The sequence below is a fragment of the Pedobacter antarcticus genome, from assembly GCF_900103515.1.
GTDB classification, from domain to species: Bacteria; Bacteroidota; Bacteroidia; order Sphingobacteriales; family Sphingobacteriaceae; genus Pedobacter; species Pedobacter antarcticus.
The window spans coordinates 272,859-294,091 of record NZ_FNGZ01000002.1 but is presented as its reverse complement, the minus strand read 5'-3'; the positions used below and the strand labels follow the sequence as shown (position 1 = coordinate 294,091).

Annotated in this window: 22 protein-coding genes; 12 read left to right on the top strand and 10 right to left on the bottom strand. The window is 38.8% G+C overall.

Annotated features, from left to right (window positions below; translation table 11 throughout):
- Positions 1 to 3: 3 nt before the first annotated feature.
- The 5 genes from prmA to BLR53_RS04880 all read right to left on the bottom strand — a co-directional run bounded on the left by prmA (position 4) and on the right by BLR53_RS04880 (position 3,805).
- Positions 4 to 843, bottom strand: a complete 840-nt coding sequence (prmA, locus tag BLR53_RS04900; protein WP_074587710.1) for a 50S ribosomal protein L11 methyltransferase — start codon at positions 841 to 843, stop codon at positions 4 to 6.
- Positions 843 to 1,604 carry a triose-phosphate isomerase gene (tpiA, locus tag BLR53_RS04895; RefSeq protein WP_037445190.1) on the bottom strand — a complete coding sequence of 254 codons (762 nt, stop codon included), beginning with the start codon at positions 1,602 to 1,604 and terminating at the stop codon, positions 843 to 845. Before tpiA ends, prmA begins: the two co-directional genes overlap by 1 nt.
- Positions 1,605 to 1,725: 121 nt before the next feature.
- Positions 1,726 to 2,901, bottom strand: a complete 1,176-nt coding sequence (locus tag BLR53_RS04890; protein WP_074587707.1) for a GlmU family protein — start codon at positions 2,899 to 2,901, stop codon at positions 1,726 to 1,728.
- A 284-nt stretch (positions 2,902 to 3,185) separates the two neighbouring features.
- A complete protein-coding gene (locus BLR53_RS04885) occupies positions 3,186 to 3,434 on the bottom strand; it encodes a type B 50S ribosomal protein L31 (protein WP_037445193.1) in 249 nt (82 codons plus the stop codon).
- A gap of 83 nt (positions 3,435 to 3,517) precedes the next feature.
- Positions 3,518 to 3,805, bottom strand: coding sequence for a hypothetical protein (locus tag BLR53_RS04880; RefSeq protein WP_037445195.1), 288 nt, complete (start codon positions 3,803 to 3,805; stop codon positions 3,518 to 3,520).
- Positions 3,806 to 4,020: 215 nt separating this feature from the next.
- On the opposite strand from BLR53_RS04880, the gene BLR53_RS04875 reads away from it, so the two are divergent.
- The 6 genes from BLR53_RS04875 (at position 4,021) to BLR53_RS04850 (ending at position 10,311) form a co-directional block, all read left to right on the top strand.
- On the top strand, positions 4,021 to 5,232 hold the full coding sequence (locus BLR53_RS04875; protein ID WP_037445197.1) for an IscS subfamily cysteine desulfurase: 1,212 nt from the start codon (positions 4,021 to 4,023) through the stop codon (positions 5,230 to 5,232).
- A 69-nt stretch (positions 5,233 to 5,301) separates the two neighbouring features.
- Complete coding sequence (gene iscU / locus BLR53_RS04870; protein ID WP_037445199.1) at positions 5,302 to 5,715, top strand: Fe-S cluster assembly scaffold IscU; 414 nt, start codon at positions 5,302 to 5,304, stop codon at positions 5,713 to 5,715.
- A 77-nt stretch (positions 5,716 to 5,792) separates the two neighbouring features.
- Positions 5,793 to 6,119, top strand: coding sequence for a HesB/IscA family protein (locus BLR53_RS04865; protein WP_037445201.1), 327 nt, complete (start codon positions 5,793 to 5,795; stop codon positions 6,117 to 6,119).
- A gap of 138 nt (positions 6,120 to 6,257) precedes the next feature.
- Positions 6,258 to 8,171 (top strand): AMP-dependent synthetase/ligase, encoded by a 1,914-nt coding sequence (locus BLR53_RS04860; RefSeq protein ID WP_074587704.1) that lies wholly within the window; start codon positions 6,258 to 6,260, stop codon positions 8,169 to 8,171.
- Positions 8,172 to 8,273: 102 nt separating this feature from the next.
- Positions 8,274 to 10,001 (top strand): lysine--tRNA ligase, encoded by a 1,728-nt coding sequence (gene lysS, locus BLR53_RS04855; protein WP_074587702.1) that lies wholly within the window; start codon positions 8,274 to 8,276, stop codon positions 9,999 to 10,001.
- A 97-nt stretch (positions 10,002 to 10,098) separates the two neighbouring features.
- The gene (locus tag BLR53_RS04850; protein ID WP_037445207.1) at positions 10,099 to 10,311 is read left to right on the top strand and encodes a hypothetical protein; all 213 of its coding nucleotides are present in this window, start codon (positions 10,099 to 10,101) and stop codon (positions 10,309 to 10,311) included.
- 49 nt (positions 10,312 to 10,360) lie between these two features.
- On the opposite strand, the gene BLR53_RS04845 is transcribed toward BLR53_RS04850, so the two are convergent.
- A complete protein-coding gene (locus BLR53_RS04845) occupies positions 10,361 to 10,900 on the bottom strand; it encodes a membrane protein (RefSeq protein ID WP_037445330.1) in 540 nt (179 codons plus the stop codon).
- A gap of 150 nt (positions 10,901 to 11,050) precedes the next feature.
- Here BLR53_RS04845 and BLR53_RS04840 point away from each other — a divergent pair, with 150 nt between their 5' ends.
- Positions 11,051 to 11,461: a TlpA family protein disulfide reductase gene (locus tag BLR53_RS04840; protein WP_074587700.1), complete on the top strand. Its 411-nt coding sequence runs from the start codon at positions 11,051 to 11,053 to the stop codon at positions 11,459 to 11,461.
- A 7-nt stretch (positions 11,462 to 11,468) separates the two neighbouring features.
- Positions 11,469 to 12,146, top strand: coding sequence for a uracil-DNA glycosylase (ung, locus tag BLR53_RS04835; protein ID WP_074588479.1), 678 nt, complete (start codon positions 11,469 to 11,471; stop codon positions 12,144 to 12,146).
- Positions 12,147 to 12,187: 41 nt separating this feature from the next.
- On the opposite strand, the gene BLR53_RS04830 is transcribed toward ung, so the two are convergent.
- On the bottom strand, positions 12,188 to 12,658 hold the full coding sequence (locus BLR53_RS04830; RefSeq protein WP_037445328.1) for an Lrp/AsnC family transcriptional regulator: 471 nt from the start codon (positions 12,656 to 12,658) through the stop codon (positions 12,188 to 12,190).
- A 141-nt stretch (positions 12,659 to 12,799) separates the two neighbouring features.
- Between BLR53_RS04830 and BLR53_RS04825 the strand changes: the two genes are divergently transcribed.
- The 3 genes from BLR53_RS04825 to smpB all read left to right on the top strand — a co-directional run bounded on the left by BLR53_RS04825 (position 12,800) and on the right by smpB (position 15,849).
- Positions 12,800 to 13,462 carry a metal-dependent transcriptional regulator gene (locus BLR53_RS04825; RefSeq protein WP_074587698.1) on the top strand — a complete coding sequence of 221 codons (663 nt, stop codon included), beginning with the start codon at positions 12,800 to 12,802 and terminating at the stop codon, positions 13,460 to 13,462.
- A 7-nt stretch (positions 13,463 to 13,469) separates the two neighbouring features.
- Entirely contained in the window at positions 13,470 to 15,332 is a 1,863-nt protein-coding gene (locus BLR53_RS04820; RefSeq protein ID WP_037445326.1) for an Nramp family divalent metal transporter, read from the top strand.
- 67 nt (positions 15,333 to 15,399) lie between these two features.
- Positions 15,400 to 15,849, top strand: a complete 450-nt coding sequence (gene smpB / locus BLR53_RS04815) for an SsrA-binding protein SmpB (RefSeq protein ID WP_037445324.1) — start codon at positions 15,400 to 15,402, stop codon at positions 15,847 to 15,849.
- On the opposite strand, the gene BLR53_RS04810 is transcribed toward smpB, so the two are convergent.
- The 3 genes from BLR53_RS04810 to BLR53_RS04800 all read right to left on the bottom strand — a co-directional run bounded on the left by BLR53_RS04810 (position 15,850) and on the right by BLR53_RS04800 (position 19,490).
- Complete coding sequence (locus tag BLR53_RS04810; protein ID WP_037445321.1) at positions 15,850 to 16,506, bottom strand: protein-L-isoaspartate(D-aspartate) O-methyltransferase; 657 nt, start codon at positions 16,504 to 16,506, stop codon at positions 15,850 to 15,852.
- Between the two features lie 116 nt (positions 16,507 to 16,622).
- Positions 16,623 to 19,103: a replication restart helicase PriA gene (gene priA / locus BLR53_RS04805; RefSeq protein ID WP_088776016.1), complete on the bottom strand. Its 2,481-nt coding sequence runs from the start codon at positions 19,101 to 19,103 to the stop codon at positions 16,623 to 16,625.
- The gene (locus BLR53_RS04800; protein WP_037445320.1) at positions 19,104 to 19,490 is read right to left on the bottom strand and encodes a DUF423 domain-containing protein; all 387 of its coding nucleotides are present in this window, start codon (positions 19,488 to 19,490) and stop codon (positions 19,104 to 19,106) included.
- Positions 19,491 to 19,622: 132 nt separating this feature from the next.
- On the opposite strand from BLR53_RS04800, the gene BLR53_RS04795 reads away from it, so the two are divergent.
- Entirely contained in the window at positions 19,623 to 21,188 is a 1,566-nt protein-coding gene (locus BLR53_RS04795; RefSeq protein WP_143007826.1) for a hypothetical protein, read from the top strand.
- Positions 21,189 to 21,233 lie beyond the last annotated feature (45 nt).

Here is a 21,233-nt window from a genome sequence, read left to right as displayed (position 1 = left end):
TTATTATATCTTTTTAAAATGGGCGGCAACCCAGTTATCAATCTTCTTATGTGAATGATAAAGGATGCCAGATAATGCACAAGCATCAGTAATCATCTTCAAATCTGTTTCTTCGTAGAATCCACTAAAATAGATATCACCGCCGTTTTTAAGAACTCTCGTATATACAGGAATCTGATCCAGCAGGATATTACGGTTTATATTCGCTAAAATAGTATCATATTTTACTGCAGGAATTACTTCTTTACCACCACATAGAATTTCCATACCCGGAATATTATTTAATTGGGTATTCTCTATAGTACTGGCATAGCAAACTTCATCATAATCAATTGCTGTTAATTTAGCAGCATTCTTTTTTGCCGCCAGTATAGCAAGAATTCCTGTCCCACATCCCATATCAAGTACAACTTTACCGCCCATATCAGCTTCAAGGATATACTCCATCATCATTGTAGTAGTCTGATGATGACCAGTTCCAAAAGCCATCTTTGGATCGATAATAATTTCAAAAGGAAACTCAGGACGCGGTTGGTGAAAAGTAGCCCGCACATAACAGGCGTTACTAACAATTAGAGGTTCAAAGTTTTTCTCCCACTCTTCATTCCAGTTCTCGGCTGCTATTTCCTGAGAAGAATAGCTGTAAGGTAACGTTTCATCTATTTCTTGAAGTAAAGCCTGAAATGCTTCCTCATTAAAGGACGCTTGATCTATGTAAGCAGAAAATCCGTTTTCAGTATCTTCAAAAGTATTGAAACCAATGTCCGAAAGATCAGCGATTAGTAGATCCTGCTGATATTCTTCAATGGTTTCAAAACTAAAAGTTATTTGTAAATATTGCATTAAGCGTTGAAAGTTTTAACGATATCAGTAAAATCACGCGACTTCAAAGAAGCTCCGCCGATCAGCCCGCCATCAATATCTTTTTGAGCAAACAGTTCAGCCGCATTTTTCGGATTACAACTTCCACCGTAAAGAATTGAAGTTTCTTCTGCAACATCCTCTCCGTATTTACCGGATACCTCTGCACGGATAAATTCATGTACTTCCTGCGCCTGCTCAGCAGTAGCGGTCAATCCTGTTCCAATAGCCCAAACTGGTTCATAGGCAATGATTACTTTAGAAAAGTCTTCAGTATCCAAGCCAAAGATTCCATTATCTAACTGAGCTCTAAGGATTTCAAAAAAGTTTCCATTATTTCTTTCATCAAGTGTTTCGCCAATGCAGAAAAGTGGTGTAAGGCCATTAGCTAACGCTATTTTGGTTTTCTCAGCAAGAAGCTCATCGCTTTCAGCAAAATACTGACGACGTTCTGAGTGTCCGATAATTACATACTCACAGCCGATAGAGCGAATCATTTTTGCTGAAATCTCACCTGTATAAGCGCCGCTTTCTTTTTGATGACAATTTTGCGCCCCAATTTTAACGGTTTCAGAACCTAACTGAACCAGGCTTTTCAAATGTGTAAACGGAGCACAGATGATAGCAATCTGATCGCCTTTCTTTTCATCTCTGACCATGTTCACAATTTCCGAGAAAAGGCTTAATCCTTCTTCATCATCAGTGTTCATTTTCCAATTGCCTGCTACTATTTTCTTTCTCATATTATATGTTTCTTATTCTGGTTTTATTGTCTGAATCATTAACGAAAATATTAACCTGGTATTATTAATTAATAGCGGGTTAATGGTTTACTTATAAAGTATAAAACTACAAAAGTATTTCTTAAAAGTGTCTGTAAATCATTGTTTGTTCGTATACGGCACTTAAAATATCCTTTTCGACCTGACTAAACTCCATATTCCTACGTGAAAAAACCTTCTCTGTAGTCTCCAGCATTTTTTCCAGTTTATAAGTATCAAAACCGTGCGCTCCACCCCATGAAAAATCTGGAATAAAATTCCTGGGATAACCGCTTCCAAAGATATTTGCACTGACACCGGCTATAGTACCCGTATTAAACATTGTGTTAATTCCGCATTTAGCATGATCTCCCATGATCAACCCACAAAATTGCAATCCGGTATTCCGAAATGTATCCAACTCATAATCCCATAATTTAACATCACCATAGGTGTTTTTAAGGTTAGAGTTATTGCTGTCTGCACCGATATTACACCATTGCCCGAGTACGGAATTACCTAAATAACCTTCATGCCCTTTGGAAGAATATCCCCAAATGACAGCATTATTAATCTCACCGCCGACCCGGCTGAACGGACCTATAGTTGTTTGCCCGTAAATCTTACTCCCCATTTTAACCTGAGATTCTTCACAAAGTGCAAATGAACCCCGAATGTGACTACCTTCCCAAACCTGTGTATTCTTACCGAGATAAATTGGTCCGGTACGGGTATTAAAAGTTGAACACTCGGCGATTGCACCCTCTTCGGCAAAGAATTGATCGCCAAGAATGGTATTAGTACTGCTCAATTCAGCAGATCCTCTACCGTCAGTCAGCAGCTTGAAGTCTGCGCGCAACTGCGCATCGTTATGACGGAAGATATCCTCGGGATACTGTATATAGGTTACAGTTCCTGTAAACTCCTTCGGTTTGAAACCTTCTACTCCTTTCAGGCTTACTTTTTCACCAGAAGCAGTCTTAAAAGCTAAAATAAGGTTGCCCGACAAAAGTGATTCTCCTGATCTTAGCGCAGAGATCGCATTAAAAACATAATTGTCAGGACATAATGCCCCATTTATATAAGTATCAGCATCTTGCAGCGCAGGGTATTTGGACTGAAGATAATCTGCAGTCATAAAACCATATGCTTCAGAACTGTATTTACCCCACTTCTCAGCGATAGTCAAAATACCAATCCGTAAGTCTGCAACTGGTCTGGTAAAAGTTAGTGGACGTAAAGAAAATGCAGTACGATCATCAAAAAGATTAATTCTCATTCGTATTTATTAATTTAAACTGTGCACATCCTGCGGGATGTACATTGATTCTTTTTTGTAAGTGGCGGGTAGAGTGAAATAGACGTAGCTCAACAGCATCTAATGTAGGTCCATTTAGATTTTCAAATTGAAGGAAAGTATGATTGTCTCTGCTATTTTTATTCATTCATACTAAATTAGAATAAGTGTCTGAGCGTAAATTGACACATCAATAATTGACAAAAATAAAAAAAGTCCCGAAGCAATAGCATCGGGACTTTAAATAGTTTCCTTGTTCAGGAAATTTATTTCTTAGCGTAACGGGTTTTGAATTTATCAATACGGCCCGCAGTATCTACCAATTTCATTTTACCAGTGTAAAATGGGTGAGAAGTATGTGAAATCTCTAATTTGTAGAGTGGGTATTCGTTACCATCTTCCCAAGTAACAGTTTCTTTTGTTTCAACGCAAGATTTTGTTAAGAATGCGTATTCGTTAGACATATCTTTAAATACTACGAATCTATAGTTTGATGGGTGAAGATCTTTTTTCATATGAATTTATACTTAATTGTCGCTTATTTTGAAGGATGCAAATATCCAGATTATATTTTTCAAATACAAGGGATAATGAAAAATTATGTACTGTACATTTTCCGGGTTTCAATTTTACGGCGTTGCCTGTTAAGGTATTCATCCGCAATCACTTCTGCAGAAGGCAAGTGCGAACTGCTGATTAGTAAAGATTTCAATCGTTCTTCGTCTACATCTGCACGATACAGAATCTGCATCATTTTAGATATATCGTTGTCCAGCATCCATGAAAATGCATGAATCAACTTATTTCTCAGTTCTTCTTCAGTAAGCGTTCCGTCTAACTCAAAGTCCTTGTTCAGTAACTGGCTTAATTCTCCCTGATCCTTCATTATGGTAAATTTGAAATTTAGCACCAAATATCGGCTAATCAGGTCAAATAAAAAAAACCGGAAGCCATAGCTGCCCGAACCACTAAACTCTCCTGTGCGTTACGTAAACCTAATGTCAAAATGTCTTTCGGGGCCTGCCATTACCCCGTGATAATTAACCAACTTGGCAATCTTTTTTAGTACATTTGTATATTAAAAAGAATAAATTACATACAATGGAACTTCCTATTTACCTTGATAATAACGCTACAACTCCGCTCGATCCGCGTGTACTTGAAGCAATGTTACCTTATTTAACCAGCAAATTCGGCAATGCAGCGAGCCGTAACCACGCTTTTGGCTGGGTTGCAGAAGAAGGTGTTGACTACGCCCGTGAGCAGGCTGCCAAATTAATCGGCTGCACTGAAAAAGAAATCATCTTTACTTCAGGTGCAACAGAAGCCGATAACCTTGGTATTAAGGGGGTATTTGAAATGTATTCAGAAAAAGGCAATCATATTATTACTGCCACTACTGAACATAAGGCAGTACTGGATACTTGTAAACACCTGGAAAAAGCAGGTGCAAGGGTAACTTACCTGAATGTAAAGGAAGATGGATTAATTGACCTTGCTGAATTGGAAGCAGCAATGACTGAACAGACTATTCTTGTTACTATTATGTATGGTAATAATGAAATAGGTGTAGTTCAGCCTATAAAAGAAATCTCTGCCATTGCTCATAAATACGGCGCATTATTCATGACCGATGCTACACAGGCTGTTGGTAAAATACCAGTTGATGTAAATGCTGATGGTATTGATCTACTTGCTTTCTCAGCACATAAAATGTACGGACCGAAAGGTGTTGGTGCACTATATGTACGCCGCAAAAACCCAAGGGTTAAGGTTACAGCTCAAATGGACGGAGGCGGTCACGAACGTGGTATGCGTTCGGGAACATTAAACGTACCGGGTATTGTCGGCCTTGGTAAGGCCTGTGAGCTTTGCAGACTGGAAATGGACGAGGAAGCTAAACGTCTTTCCGGCCTTCGTGATAAACTGGAAGGTGCGCTTTCCCAAATGGAAGAAAGTTATGTAAACGGTAACACACAGCACCGTCTACCACATGTTGCTAATATTTCATTTAAATATGTAGAGGGCGAAGGATTAATGATGGCGATGAAGGATCTTGCTGTATCTTCAGGTTCTGCCTGTACTTCTGCTTCTCTTGAGCCTTCATATGTATTAAAAAGTTTAGGTCTTTCTGATGACCTGGCACATTCTTCGATCCGTTTTGGGTTAGGCAGGTTCACTACCGAGGAAGAAATCGACTATGCTATCGAAAACACCAGAAAAGCAGTTGACCATCTGAGAAACCTTTCTCCCTTATGGGAAATGTTTAAGGAAGGAATAGACTTAAGTAAAATTGAATGGGCTGAGCATTAATTCGCAAACCCAGTTTAAATTATTCATCATATAACCCAACTCCGGGAAGGAGTTTAGACGACAAACATAATGGCGTACTCAGAAAAAGTAATGGAGCACTATACCAACCCCCGCAATGTTGGTACTTTAAATAAAGACAGCAAATCAGTAGGTACTGGTTTAGTCGGCGCACCTGAATGTGGTGATGTTATGCGTCTGCAAATTGAAGTGGATGAAAATAACGTAATTACCGATGCTAAGTTCAAAACGTTTGGATGTGGCTCAGCAATTGCCTCATCATCTCTCGCGACTGAATGGTTAAAAGGTAAAACGGTTGATGAAGCTTTAACAATTGACAATATGGATATTGTTGAAGAACTAGCTCTTCCTCCGGTAAAAATTCACTGTTCAGTTCTTGCTGAAGACGCAATTAAGTCGGCTATTAACGATTATCGTGTTAAAAATGGCATGGAGCCAATTGCAATGCCAAAATCACACCATTAAACGGCAGAAAATATTATACAATTAATTAAGGACACAGACCTACGTTAGTAGCGCAGGCCTGATTAATAAAAAAGCATATGATCACAATAACCGCAAAAGCAAAAAGCAAAATTGATGAGTTAATGCAGGAATCTCAAATGGACACTACTTATTTTTTACGGGTATCTGTAAAAGGCGGAGGATGTTCAGGATTATCATACAATATGGATTTTGATAATGAAGAGCAAACCGGAGATCAGTTTTTTGAAGACAAAGGTGTTCGCGTTGCCCTGGATATGAAGTCATTTTTATACCTGGCAGGCACTGAACTTGACTTCTCTGATGGTCTGAATGGAAAGGGCTTCAACTTTAACAATCCGAATGCGAGCCGCTCGTGTGCTTGCGGCGAAAGTTTTTCTGTTTAAATCAATTATTTTTTTTTTAGAAAAAGGGCACCTTCAGGTGTCTTTTTTTTTGACTTAAATTCTGATTTATCCCCAGGATCAGGATATTGTGTAATTAGGCTAAAAAACTTTATTATTGCCTTCCCAAAATAAAATATCATGGTATCATTTAACGAGTCTTCAACAATCCCAACTCTTCTAAGGAATGTGGTAGAAAATATCCATCCGCCTGAAACAACTTTTCTGATTCACAAAAAAGGCGACGAATGGGAGAATATTTCATTTGCACAAACCCTTGCCAAAGCAGATGCAGTAGCTGCATTCTTTCTTGAAAAAGGTATTGCGAAGGGTGACAGGATGGGGCTGATGATTGAAAATGGACCTGATTATGTGTATTACGACCAGGGTATTCAACAGATTGGAGCAATCAATGTATCCATCTACCCTACTTTGTCTGAACAGGAAGTGGAATATATTATTAACGATTCTGGTATCCGGGCTATTTTGGTGGGTAATCCTTTTCTTTATAAAAAGGTGCTTAAGATCGCAGGCAACTGCAAAATGCTTGAGTTTATCATCCCAGTTTTTAATGACTTCACGAAAATCACTTTACCGGAAGATCTTAATACGGCCATTTTTAGTTTCGAATCTGTACTTTCTGATGGTTACAGCCTGATTAAGAAATATCAAGATCAGATAACAACACGTAGAAATGAAGTTTTACCTAAGGATATTTCTTCATTAATATATACTTCAGGAACCACCGGCACACCAAAAGGCGTAATGCTCTCACATAGTAATTTTGTAGAAAATGTAAAAGTATGTCTACAGCAGATCCCGGTGATTGATAAAACTGAAACCTTCTTATCTTTCTTACCCCTATCACACGTTTTTGAAAGAACTGCAACCTACCATGTATGCTGTGCTCAGGGTTGTAAGATTGCCTACGCCCAGAGCCTTGAACTACTAGCTAAAAACATGGCCGAGGTGAGGCCTACAGTCATGAGCTGCGTACCCAGGTTACTGGAAAGAATTCACGACAAAGCTATTCAAAGCGGAACATCTGCCGGCGGGATGAAATCTAAAATATTTATCTGGGCACTGGAAATAGGCAAGCGATACAGGGAAAAAATGGAGGCTGGTAAATCACCTGGTTTAGTATTAGCTGCAGAACAGTTTCTTGCCGACAAACTGGTCTTCAGCAAGATTAAAGAAAAAACTGGAGGAAGACTTAAATTCATGATTTCAGGTGGAGCAGCTTTACCTAAAACTGTCGGAGAGTTTTTTGGCAATCTGGGTATAAAGATACTCGAAGGTTTCGGCCTTACCGAGACTTCACCAGTTATGTCAGTTACAGAATATCACCGTCAGGTATACGGTACAGTTGGCCGGGTAATTCCTGGAATCGAGATAGGTATACAAAATGTGGACACTAAAGAAATACTCAATATACAAACACATGAAAGTTTTAACCCCGAATATATTTCAGAAGAGGGCGAAATTATTGTTCGTGGACATTGCGTAATGCAAGGTTATTTTAACAAACCGGCCGAAACTGCAGAGGCTATTGACAAACATAACTGGTTTCATACTGGCGATATCGGACGTTTCTACAAAGGTAATCTGCAAATTACTGACCGGCTGAAAAATATGATTGTTAATGCTTACGGAAAAAATGTTTATCCTACTCCGGTGGAGAATATTTATCTGCGAAGTCTTAAAATCGAACAGATCTTTCTGATAGGTGATAAAAGGGAATATCTAACAGCCATAATAATCCCAAACAAGGAGGCTATGACTGGGAAATTCCACCTTTCCGAGTCTTTTTTTGAAGACCCTGAAGCATTTATTTCAAATCCAGAAATACTGAACTGGATTAAAGAAGATATCAAAAAGCTGTCTGAAGGCCTGGCTAAATTCGAGAGAATCAAACAATTCCTGCTTAAAAGAAACCCTTTCAGTATGGATGCAGGTGAAATTACACCGACTATGAAAATTAAACGTAAAGTTGTCGAAAAGATTTATGCTGCGCCAATCAATGAGCTATATTCATCGGCTGTTGAGAGTGAATAGAATTTGCTGTAAAACCCCTCAATTTTACTATTTTTGCAAGATAACTGATCATCAGATCAGGATAGAATCTAATTTCCGGCTTAAGCCGAATATTGAACATATATGAGTACAGGATTATCAGAACAAGAAATACTGCGTAGAAATGCGCTTACCCAGCTACGTGAACTGGGCATTGACCCCTATCCTGCTGAGGGTTACGAGATCAATACCAATGCAGCTGACATTTTAGCGAATTATGAAAATAATAAGGATGCTTACCAGAAGGTTAGTTTCGCTGGAAGAATTATGACCCGCAGAATTATGGGCAGTGCAGCTTTTGTAGAGATACAAGACTCGACTGGCCGTATTCAGGTATATCTGAAGAGGGATGAATTATGTCCTGGTGAGGATAAGACAATCTACAACACTGTATTTAAAAAACTTCTTGACCTGGGTGACTTCATCGGGATTAAAGGATACGTCTTTACGACACAAACCGGTGAGATCTCTGTTCACGTTACGGCTTTCACACTGCTCTCAAAATCACTGAAGCCTTTGCCTGTAGTTAAAAGAGATGAAGAAGGCAATATATATGATGGATTTACTGATCCTGAATTACGTTACAGACAACGTTACGTTGACCTTACCGTAAACCCTGGCTTTAAACAGATTTTCATTAACCGGTCCAAGGTTATCAATACCATGCGAAACTATTTTGATCAGCAGGGCTGGATGGAGGTCGAAACACCTATTCTCCAGCAGATCCACGGTGGTGCAGCAGCAAGACCTTTTGAAACATACCACAATACATTAGACATGCCTCTTTTCCTGAGGATTGCCAACGAACTTTATCTGAAAAGATTAATTGTTGCCGGTTTTGACGGGGTTTATGAATTTGGCAAAATGTTCCGTAACGAAGGTATGGACCGTACACATAATCCTGAATATACCGCAATGGAAATCTATGTGGCTTATAAGGATTATATATGGATGATGGGTATGGTAGAAGAATGCCTGGAGAAGGTAGCGATAGCTATACATGGGTCAGGAAAAGTTAAAGTTGGGCAGCATGAGATTAACTTTACTGGTCCTTACGAAAAACTTACAATGTATGAATCTATACAGAAGTATACCGGAGTAGATGTTTCTGAAATGACGGAAGCTGAGATCAAAGAAACCTGTACTAGTTTTGGTATCGAAGTAAACAGTTCAATGGGACGGGGTAAATTGATTGACGAACTGTTCAGCGAGAAAGTAGAAGCGAATCTGATCCAGCCTACATACATCACGGATTACCCTCTTGAGATGACACCTTTAGCGAAAAAGCACCGTAGTAAGGAAGGTCTTGTTGAAAGATTTGAGCTATTTGTCAACGGTAAGGAAATTGCCAATGCTTATTCGGAGCTTAATGACCCTATTGATCAGAAAGAGCGTTTTGAAGAACAACTAAAACTAGCAGCGAGAGGCGATGACGAAGCTATGGCTATGGATGATGATTTTATCCGCGCATTGGAGTATGGTATGCCCCCTACATCGGGCTTAGGTTTCGGAATTGACAGGCTGGTCATGTTGATGACTAATCAATCGACAATTCAAGAGGTTCTTTTCTTCCCTCAGATGAGACCTGAAAAGAAAGCGAAAATTACATCTGATGAAGATTTTGTAAATGCTGGTATTCCTGCTGAATGGGTAGTTGTTCTTAGAAAAATGGGCGTCAATACATTAGAAGATCTGGCCGCTGCAAATGCGAACAAGGTGTTTAATGACCTGGGTGGAATGAGAAAAAAATTGAAAATCGAAACTCCTATGCCTTCAAAAGAAGAGGTAACAAGCTGGTTCGAAAAGAATTAGGACTGATTTAACATAAAATTGTTATAAACTTAATGGCCCGTTGTACGTAAATACAGCGGGCCTTTTTTATTTTTATCGCAGTTAATTTTTATAAATTATGAATCAGACAAGCCTCGAAATAACAGAAAGCGAATACTGTATAAAATTAAACAAAGAGTCCTATGATCTTAGTTTAGTGAGACAGTTAATTAAAAGAATACAGGCGGAGCAATTCTTTTTCCGAAAGAATACCGATCCGATGGATGACGATATGATCATCAGGAATGAATATCATTCAAATGATTCATATGATAACCTGGAAGACAAATAAAAAAAGCCACATGATGATGTGGCTTTTTTTATTTGTCTTTAATATTTTTCTATCTGTATCTAACCTGCTGTTGTTTATCCAGCATTCCTAGCTGATCTTTCATTTGTTTAATCTGATCGGCCAGTAGTTTATTCTTGTCTGCTTTCTTTGCTTCCGTCAGATACATTTGAGCTTCTCTTTTATTTCTTTTACCCATTGAAATACCTGCCAGGCTTAATTTAGCTAAAGCGATATTATGGTCCATCTGCATACCAAGAGTTAATGCTTTCTTGAAGTATTTCTCAGACTGCATTGGTGCTTTTCTCGATTCGATTAATCCAATTAACAGATTATAATAGCCATGTTGAGCTCTGAAAAGCTGCGTTTCATAGTTAGTAATTCTTCTTAAAAAGGCTTCAGCCTTCGGCATATCGTCTTTTCTTAAAAACCATTGCGCTAACAGCATGTTTTCATTGTAAAAGAAAGTAATAATAATAAGGATACTAATGAAGACGGCTAAAATTCCCCATCCCCAGAATCCGAAAAACATCAGTGCTACTGCACTTCCGAATATTACAAATCCCGCTATTAGTCTGACTATGTTTGGCATATCTTTTTTAATTATATTTTTGCTGCAAATATCGTGTTTATATACCAAAAATCAGATATTAAATAATATTTAAACAAAAAAACTATTGGCTCTCTATTTAATATCTTTACCAGGATTTTTTGAACCTGAGCGCATTCATAATATAATATTATGCCCTACATACACCATCCGGACGACCTATTCTCGATTCCTGACATGCAAGCTAGCTATATAGCTGAATACCCAGCTTATCGTCCCGAGGCGGTAATCATTGAACATTTACATCCACTATTATTAAATAAGAAAATAACTATTATCCTGGGAACCTGGTGCAGCGACTGCCAAAGGGAGCTTCCAAGATTTCTTAAAGTTATTGATCATGCCGGTTTCCCCTATGACCAGCTGACAATAATCAGTGTAGATCAGGAAAAGTCGCCCGGTGAAGAAATGAAAGAAGTGCCTAACTTTACAAGAATCCCGGTGTTTATCCTGACAAACACTGACGGTTCCGAACTTGGACGTATCACAGAAATACCAGAGATCTCATTAGAACACGATTTGTTAGCACTCATAAAAAAATAGAATGAATATGGCAGCAAAATTAGAATCAGGATGGCAGGCAGAACTGGAGGACGAATTCAGCAAACCATATATGCAAAATCTGAAAACCTTTCTCCTTTCTGAAAAAGAAAGTAATCAGCAAATTTACCCGCCCAACTCCCAGATCTTTAATGCGTTTAATGAAACACCTTTCGACAAAGTAAAGGTCGTGATTCTAGGACAGGATCCTTACCATGGAGAAAAACAAGCGCATGGACTTTCCTTTTCTGTTAACAAAGGCATCAAAATTCCTCCCTCATTAAGAAACATCTACAAAGAACTCGAAACTGATATTCCGGGTTTCGTAACTCCGGATCATGGCGATCTGAGTCATTGGGCCGCTGAAGGAGTATTATTATTAAATGCGACACTTACCGTTAGAGCGCATCAACCAGGGTCACATCAAGGTAAAGGTTGGGAGGCATTTACTGACCAGGCAATAAATAAGCTATCAAAAGATAGAGACGGTCTGGTGTTTATACTGTGGGGTAAGTACGCTCAGCAAAAAGAGTTATTAATTGATAGCCAAAAACATCTGATTCTTAAAGCTCCTCACCCTTCCCCTTTCTCCTCATATACCGGATTTTTCGGAAGCAGTCCTTTTTCAAAAACCAACGCATATCTTATATCTAAAAACAAAAAGCCTGTTAACTGGCAGATCGTGTGATCTGCCAGTTAACAGGCTTTTTGTTTTAACTGTGTCTATATCTAATATTCCAGAGGGACGATAGGTTCTTTCTTTGTCGTGGACATAATCATCATCGTCTGAAAAGTCTTCACGACGCTAATTTTACTGATTTTATCCATAATTAGTCTCTCGTAAGCTTTAATATCACTTACATAAACTTTAAGCAAGAAATCTGCCTGCCCGGTCACGTGATGACATTCTGTAATTTCTTTAATCAGGTTTACCTCATCAAGGAAAATCTGAATAGTATTATTCTTGTGAAAATCGAGTTGGACTTGAATAAACGTTTTAATACCAAGTCCTAACTTTTCTTCATCAACCAAGGCATGATAACTCTTTATAAACCCAGACATCTCCAGCTTTCTAACCCTTTCCAGTGTTGGTGCCGGAGATAATCCTATTTCCTGGGATAGCAGCAAGTTGGTAATCCTCCCGTTCTCTTGTAAGAGTCTAAGTATTTTAAAGTCTATCTTATCTAATTCTGTTGCCATTTGTATAATTGATCTTAAGCGTAAAGGTAGAACAACAACTGTTTAATTACCAAATTTAATTCTAAAAATTAAGAATATAATTATGCATTATTTTTTAGAATTTTTTTTAGATTTATCTAAATTTAAAATTAGGTATACAAAATGCACTCATTTACAGAGGAAAACTATCTGAAAGTAATCTTTCACCTGTATCAGGTGCAGGAAATGCCTGTTCAGACCAATGCAATTGCGGGCAAATTGAATACAAGGGCAGCGTCAGTAACTGACATGCTCAAAAAACTTGCAGACAAAAAACTGATCAATTATATCCGTTATCAAGGCGTTACGCTAACTGAGCAAGGGAAATTAATAGCAATACAGATTATCCGGAGACACCGTCTGTGGGAAGTGTTTTTGGTAGAAAAGCTCAATTTTGGATGGGATGAAGTACATGATATTGCCGAAGAATTGGAGCACGTTGGTTATCAGCCATTGATTGAGCGCCTTGATAAGTTTCTGAATTATCCGAAACGAGACCCCCATGGCGACCTCATTCCTGATAGTTCAGGCGAATTCGAGATCGCAGTACAAACAGGCTTGCTGGAGCTCCCTGAAAATATCAATGCTGTTATAATCGGCGTTACAGAGCATTCTTCGCCCTATCTTAAACATCTTGAAAAACTTGGACTTACCATTGGGGAATCATTATTAATAGAAGGAATTACCAGCTATGACGGTACATTGGAACTGGACTGCTCCGGAAAAAAAATAAGTATAAGCAGAAAAGTTGCACAACATATTCTTGTCAGCACTAAAAATCAATAGATAATTAATGAAAAAATCTGAATCATTAAGCGAAGTACATCAGAGTGTAGATACAGGAAAAAGAAAAGGATGGAGAAGAATACTCTCTTTTATTGGTCCGGCTTACCTTGTCAGTGTCGGATATATGGATCCTGGAAACTGGGCGACAGATATTGCTGGGGGAAGTAAATATGGTTACCAGTTAATCTGGGTGTTGCTAATGTCCAACCTGATTGCGCTCTTACTGCAGTCGCTCAGCGCGAGACTTGGGATAGTAAGAGGTCTTGACCTCGCCCAGGCGTCAAGGAATGCCTATCCAAAATGGGTTAATATACCGCTTTTTGGGTTGGCGCAAACGGCAATCATCGCCTGTGATCTTGCAGAAATAATAGGTATGGCCATCGGACTTAACCTGCTTTTTGGACTGCCTTTAATCTGGGGTATCAGTATTACCATATTTGATACTGTCTTACTCCTTTTTCTGATGAATAAAGGGATGAGGAAAATGGAAGCTTTCATCGTATCAATGGTATTTATCGTCGGTCTTTCATTTCTGGTTGAAATGTTCATCGTAGAACCCTCTTTAAAGGAGATAGTTAAAGGTTTGGAACCTTCTGTGCTTTCAGGTGATGCTTTATATATCGCCATTGGTATTATCGGCGCAACTGTAATGCCGCATAATCTCTATCTCCATTCTTCTTTGGTACAAACCAGGAACTTCAAAAGAGATTTTGAAGGTATAAAAGAGGCATTGAAATTCAACTTTATTGACACTGCAGTTGCATTAAATCTTGCATTCTTCGTCAACGCGGCTATACTTATTCTGGCAGCGGCGGCTTTTTACAAAAATGGACTGCATGAAGTTGCGGAGATTCAAGACGCACATAAACTTCTAGGCCATATCTTTGGAAATGTGGCACCTGCTCTTTTTGCCATAGCATTAATTGCCGCTGGACAGAGCTCAACTGTGACAGGCACACTTGCTGGGCAGATCGTGATGGAAGGACACCTTAATTTGCGGATCCAACCCTGGTTACGCAGGTTGATTACACGTTTACTAGCCATAATTCCCGCCTTCTTTACCATCTTATATTTTGGAAATGACGCTTTAAGCGGACTATTGATACTTAGTCAGGTGGTGCTTAGTTTACAATTAGGATTTGCTGTAATCCCATTAATTCATTTCACCTCTGACAAGAAAGAGATGAAAGGTTTCGCTATAAAAACGTGGGTAAAAATTCTCGCCTGGACCAGTGCGCTAATCATTGTAGCACTGAACATACAGCTTGTAATTGAGGAGATCTCAGGATGGGGCAAGGAAATCAATAACTGGTATATTTATGCGCTAATCGTACCGGTAGCTGTTATCATCGCCTTACTTTTGGTATATATATTTATATATCCTTTCATCAAAAAGAATAGAGAAGACTCCCACAATATTCCACACGGGATCGCGCTGGACATACCAGACACACAAATTAAACCTTACCAGAAAATTGGAATCACAGTAGATTTCTCTAAAAATGACCGCAACACTATTCAACAGGCTTTAAAGCAGGGAGGTAAAATGGCTAGCTATCACCTTATCCATATTGTAGAGACCGCCGCAGCCAGATATCACGGTACGTCGGCTATGGACCATGAAACACAACTTGATGCTGAGAATCTGGAGAAATACTGTGCAAACCTGGAAAAACTAGGTTATAAAGCATTTCCATATATCGGCTATGGAAGCCCGGCAAAAGCAATTGCAGAAATCACTAATAAACAGGAGCTGGAATTATTAGTAATGGGTGCACATGGACATAAAGGATTAAAAGATTTGATTTTCGGCACTACTGTTGATGCAGTAAGGCATAAAATCGGTGTACCAGTGTTGGTAATTCGATAATAATCATCATGTATTTTCAGCTAAATCTGTCGTAAACCGGCATTTCTTTCTGATATTCGCTAATTCTATGAAGAACGACATACAAATAAAAAATAAACGCGCTTATTTTGACTATCATATTGTAGAGAAATATAATGCAGGCCTGGCTTTACTTGGAACGGAAATTAAAGCAATCCGGCAAGGTAAAGCGAATATGACCGATGCTTTCTGCATGTTCATTGGAAATGTATTATACGTTAGAAACCTGCATATTTCAGAATACAGCCATAGTTCTTTCCATCATCATGATATTAAAAGGGACAGGATCTTATTACTGCAGAAGAAAGAACTAAAAAAATTAAAGTTCAGAAGTGAGGAGAAGGGATACACTATCGTCCCGCTGAGAATATTTACCAACGAACGTGGGTTTGCCAAAATAGAGATAGCACTCGCACAGGGTAAAAAAGAATTCGATAAAAGAGACAGTATTAAAGACAGAGAGTCAAAAAGAGAAATGGACCGGGCATTAAAGGTTTAATTACCAGGCCTGGTCTCCCACTAAAGGTACAAACCGGAATGTATCCAGTTCAAATTTCTCGTATTCAGTTTCACTGATTCGAATCACAGTAACCATTACCTGTGCATTTTCATCACCGACAGGGATAACGAGAATTCCGCCTATTTTCAATTGCTTCAATAAAACTTCAGGTACAAAGGGGGCTCCGGCTGTAACTATTATTTTATGATAAGGAGCATGGCTGGCAATCCCCATTGAACCGTCACCAAAGAAGAAGTGGGCGGGATATCCCATACCTGGCAGCACTTTAATTGTGTGGTTATAAATGCCTTCCTGTCTTTCAATCGTATACACTTCTGCGCCTAATTCCATTAAAATACAGGTTTGATATCCAGAACCGGTACCTATTTCCAAGACTTTATCTCCTTTGCTGATATGCAATAATTCACTTTGATAGGCTACAGTATAGGGCTGAGAAATGGTTTGACCATCACCAATTGGGAACGCGATATCTTTATAAGCCTGATTCCAGAAAGTTTCATCGAAAAAAAAGTGCCGGGGAACTTTACCTATTGCCTGAAGTACACGTGTATCTGCAATTCCTCGGGCTTTTAAATGCTCTACCAATTTTTTTCTCGCTCCCCGCTCCCGGTAATTATCTACAAACTTATATGCCATCGCATTTCAAAAATACGCTATTGAACCCGAATTTTAAGGTATTATTCCAGTTTTAATTCCGTGAACGGGTCCAATTTACTGCAGATAATATTCAGTGCCATAAAAAAACAAATGCCTTAATAAGGGTCTACATCAATTTGAATAATAACACCTTTAAAACTATTTTCAGTGTTAAAATCGTGAATAGTTTGCTTAAGCACAGACTTAACTTTTTGAATTGCTGTCGATTTATCTGCTTTGATAATTAATTGACGGATATAGTAATTCCTGATTCTGGAAACCAGCGGCTGCTCAGGTCCCAAAACACGATCTGCCAGTGTAACCCTGAGCATAGTTGCAAAACGCATAGATGCAGCATTCAAAACATTAGGATCTTTATGCTTCATATTAATGAAAATCATCCTGCTGAAAGGCGGGTAATTGAACGCCTTGCGTTCTGCAATTTCGTCTTCGTACATTCCGATATAATCATTGGCAACAACCTGCTTAATAATACGGTGGTCTGCATCATATGCCTGGATGCACACCTTCCCCTGAGTATCCCTTCTTCCTGCCCTCCCGGCAACCTGTGCCAGCAGTTGATAACTTCGTTCAAATGCTCGGAAATCGGGAAAATTCAGTAAAGTATCAGCATTGATAACGCCAATTAACGTCACATTATCAAAATCAAGACCCTTGGCGACCATTTGAGTACCGATAAGAATATCAGTCTTTTTATCCTGAAAATCTGTTATAATCTTTTGAAGACTATTTTTTGTTCTCGTGCTGTCCACATCCAGTCTGGCAATTTTAGCTTCCGGCAGCAATAGACTAAGCTCCTCCTCTACCCGCTCGGTACCGAAACCTTTCTGTTCTATGTGTACAGAACCGCAGGCAGGGCAGATATTCATACTGTTCTCCTGATATCCGCAGTAATGGCAATGAAGTTTACCGCTGCTCTTATGAAAAGTAAGGCTGACATCACAGTTCACACATTTAGGAGCAAAACCACAGGTTTTACAGATCAGAATAGTTGCGTAGCCTCTTCTGTTTTGAAATAAAATAACCTGCTCCTTCTTCTCTAAAGTCGAAGTAATATCATCCAGCAGCGTCGTAGAAAAATAAGAAACCATCTTTTTCTTCTTCGTCTGTTCAGCAATTCCAATAACTTGTTGAACGGGAAGCTCAACCCCTCCGAACCTTTCATGCAGTGTTACAAGGCCATATTTGCCTTGCAGCGCATTATAATAACTTTCAATAGCAGGCGTTGCCGATCCCAGAACGATTTTAGCTTTATGGAGATGAGCCAGGTATACTGCTGCATCTCTGGCCTGATAACGTGGAGAAGGTTCATTCTGCTTATACGAAGCTTCATGTTCCTCATCTACAACGATAAGCTTAAGGTTATTGAAAGGAAGAAAAACTGCAGAGCGCGCACCGAGCACTATTTTATAGTTTCCATTCAATACACGATTCCAGATTTCCACACGCTCATTATCATTAAATTTAGAATGATAAACTCCAATCGTGTCACCGAAATAACGTTTAATTCTTTCTACAATCTGGGTTGTCAGTGCAATTTCAGGCAGCAGGAATAAAACTTGCCCTTGCTCAGCGATAGCCTTTTCTATCATTCTAATATAAACCTGAGTCTTGCCGGATGCCGTGATTCCGTGAAGCAGTACGACGTCTTTCTCCAAAAATGACTGCTGAATCTCGTCATGCGCTTTCTGCTGTGCTGGGCTCAGTTCGAAATTGAGAATAGACTCATCATTTTCATCTCTCAAACGGCTCACTTTCTTTTTAAAGACCTGAAAAATACCTTTATCGATCAGCGTTTTTAATGCCGCCTGCCCACAACCGCTTTCTTCCAGCAGCTGTTGCCGGGAGACAATCTGCCCCGCTCTGGAAAGCTGAGTATACTTAAGAAATGCGTCCAGTTGCCGGGGTGCTTTTTCAAGGATCTCAAACAGGGAACGGTAATTTTCCTCTTCCCTGTAAAATGGTTCCAGCTCAATATAGGATTTGAGTAAAGGCTTATACTTTTCAATCACTTCCTCCGCGATAAAAACGACTTCCTTCTCTAACAAACCACGAATTAATGGAAAAACAGATTTTTGCCCCATTAAAGAAGAGATCTGATCGACGGTAAGCTTTTTGTGTTTAACTAATGCGGTGAGCAAAGTGTTTTCTTTCTCATTGATTTCAAGCGTATCCAAGCTCATCTCTTCCTTTAGGACGATAATGGTCTCGCTAGCGAGTTTTAATCCAGCAGGCAGCGCCGCAGACATCACATCGCCCTCATTACACAGATAATATGACGTCATCCAGTCCCAGAAACGGAACTGGGCAGCATTAACAATCGGAAACTCATCAATGACATCAAGAATATACTTCGCCTGGTAAAGCTCTGGTGCATCGCGACTGATTCTTTTGATCAGTGCTGTATAAATTTTATTTTTCCCGAACTGAACGATTACCCGTTTACCGCACTCAGCATGGTCATTCAGTTCAAATGGAACGCGGTAAATGTAATTTTTAGAAAGCGACAGCGGGAGAATAACTTCGACAAATAAGGTATTCCGTTCCTCAAAATCAAGTTCTGTCATTTCTCCCATTTAGCGATTTTTTAAAGCAGCAAAAAATAACAAGACCCAACCGGCTATCAGAAATAAACCACCTAAAGGAGTTATTGGGCCAAGTATACCGACCCAGCTTAATTGGGTAACCTCCCGGGTTGCCAGTAAATAAAGTGATCCTGAAAAAAGCACGATACCTAAAGAAAAGCATAGATAAGAAAAGTCAACAAGTCTGGAACGGAAGCGTCCGAAAGTAGAAAGAAACAATAATGCAAAAGTATGATAAAACTGGTATTCAATTCCCTTAGTCCAGATTGAAATCGCATCTGCAGATAATAAATTCTTAAGACTATGTGCACCGAATGCACCAAGGATTACCGCGACTGCTCCAAAAAAAGAAGCCGTTAAAATTATACGTCTGTTCATTGTTTAATTTAAGTTCTACCTTCTACAAAATTAAGAAACCTGCTTGCATTTCGTTAGTAATCGAACTAATTAAATTAAATTTGCTAGAACAGCAACTCAGGATAGCCCTGTCGCCCATAACACCCAAATACATTGAAAAAAATATACTTTATTCTTATTGTTTTATGCATTGCAATGTTTGGAATGGCTTATTTTTATTTTTCCAAACTCAATACAGGAAGTGATTATCAGGAAAACAGCCTTTTTGCAGCCACCGCAAATTCAGGTCTTGTCTTTTCTGTTTATAATGACCAGCGCATCTTTGATATCCTAAAAGGCCAGGACCTTTTTCTACAACTGTTAGGCAAAGAAAAGTCAGAACAATTACTATTACTTAAAGATAAAATAGCAGATCAGCCAGCCATAAACAGTTTATTAGCCAATAGCGATATTCTAATCAGTTTTGTCCCTGGTCCAGGCAAGAAGATAAGTTATATGATTAGTACGCAGCTTCAGCAGGATGCTCAAAAACAGCAATTACTTGAGGCATTGAAAAAGGGAGGAATAAAGGTAAGACAAGAAAAAGAACTGTATCATATTAATCTGACTGATAGCATTAGTTTTTACCTCGGTATTGATAAAAGTTTAATTCTGATTTCTGAAGCCAGAGAACCTATTGAAAAAAGTCTGGAACTAATGCCCTTGAAAAAGTCACAAGCTTTTGTTAATTATATCCGGTCTGCAGGAAAGCTCAGGCAAAACAGCCTTGGTAACCTATATGTAGACTTTAGCAAAATACCAGAACTACTAAGTGCGGTATTACCGGGAAAATTATCAGGTAATCTGGCTATTCTCAACCAACTTGAATCATTTGCAACCCTGAATTATAATTTTAGCAAGGAACGCATCTTTCTAAATGGAAGTACTAAAGTTTCCGAACAGGATCAGTATTTACATATCTTTTCTGAGATGCAGCCGGCCAGAATCACCATTGACCAGATCCTCCCGGACAATACATCAAATTACAGGTTATATAGTATCCCCGATTATCAAAGCAAATTTAAACCTGCCTTGGATAGAATTTTTTCCTCTCAAAAAAAGGATCAGCAGATCAGTAGAATTCTGAACGAAATTAAACAAACCTACCGGTTGGATCCGAATAAGATATTCCCGGTTTACTTTAAAGATCAACTTATAACTTTTCAACTAAAAACCGGAGAAAATCTAGGTGCAATTAATTTGAGTAACGGAGATATGGTAGGTCAATTATTATTAGATATCAGTGTACCTTATGATAATGAGATTCAGCAGTTAAAAAGTCCGGGCCTGTTATTTGCGTATTTCGGCGATCCGATGCGCCCTTTTGATACACCATACTATACCATTATAGACAATAATCTGATTGTAGCCAACCAGCCATCAACGCTGCAGGATATATTAAGAAAATACAAATCAGATAACCTGCTTATGAATACAAAAGAATATACAGCACTTTATAACCAGCTTTCCAAAACAGCTGGAATCAGTTTTTATCTTAACCCCGAAAATTCTACAGAATTAGCCAGAAAAACATTATTCACCCCCTTTTACAAACATTTTCTGTCACAACAAGGCTTCCGCGCTTTCAGCTCAATTCTATTGCAGTTAAATGGAGATAAAGGCCGTTTTCAAACAAATTTCATGATTAATACACCTGAACAACTATTCAACCCAAAATAGTGACCAGCTTTAACTGACACTAAGATTCTTTTTACTGATGAATTG